This window comes from Mammaliicoccus stepanovicii (genome assembly GCF_002902525.1).
Lineage (GTDB): Bacteria > Bacillota > Bacilli > Staphylococcales > Staphylococcaceae > Mammaliicoccus > Mammaliicoccus stepanovicii.
Genome location: NZ_PPQZ01000083.1, coordinates 1 through 247 on the forward strand (window position 1 = coordinate 1; position 247 = coordinate 247).

The window sequence follows — 247 nt, forward strand, 5'->3', positions numbered from 1 at the left end:
TGTTTTTGTTGGTTCGAAGCCTGCTGGTGTTTCAAATGTGATCTCATAAGTGCCATTTGGTAAATCTGGGAAATTATAATTTCCATTCTCATCTGTCTTCGTTGTGACCGTTGTTCCATCTGGCTTCGTTAACGTAACTGTTACATCTTTGATGCCTGGTTCATTATCATCTTGAATACCATCTTTATTTGTATCTTCCCATACTTTATCTCCGACATTATATGTTGGTGGTACTGGTGGCTCTGAT

At 38.5% G+C, this 247-nt stretch carries 1 protein-coding gene; it reads right to left on the reverse strand.

Going from position 1 to position 247, the window contains the following annotated elements:
- Window positions 1-247 (reverse strand): SdrD B-like domain-containing protein (locus tag CD111_RS09970; protein WP_142380953.1); only part of this gene is annotated, 247 nt, incomplete at both ends.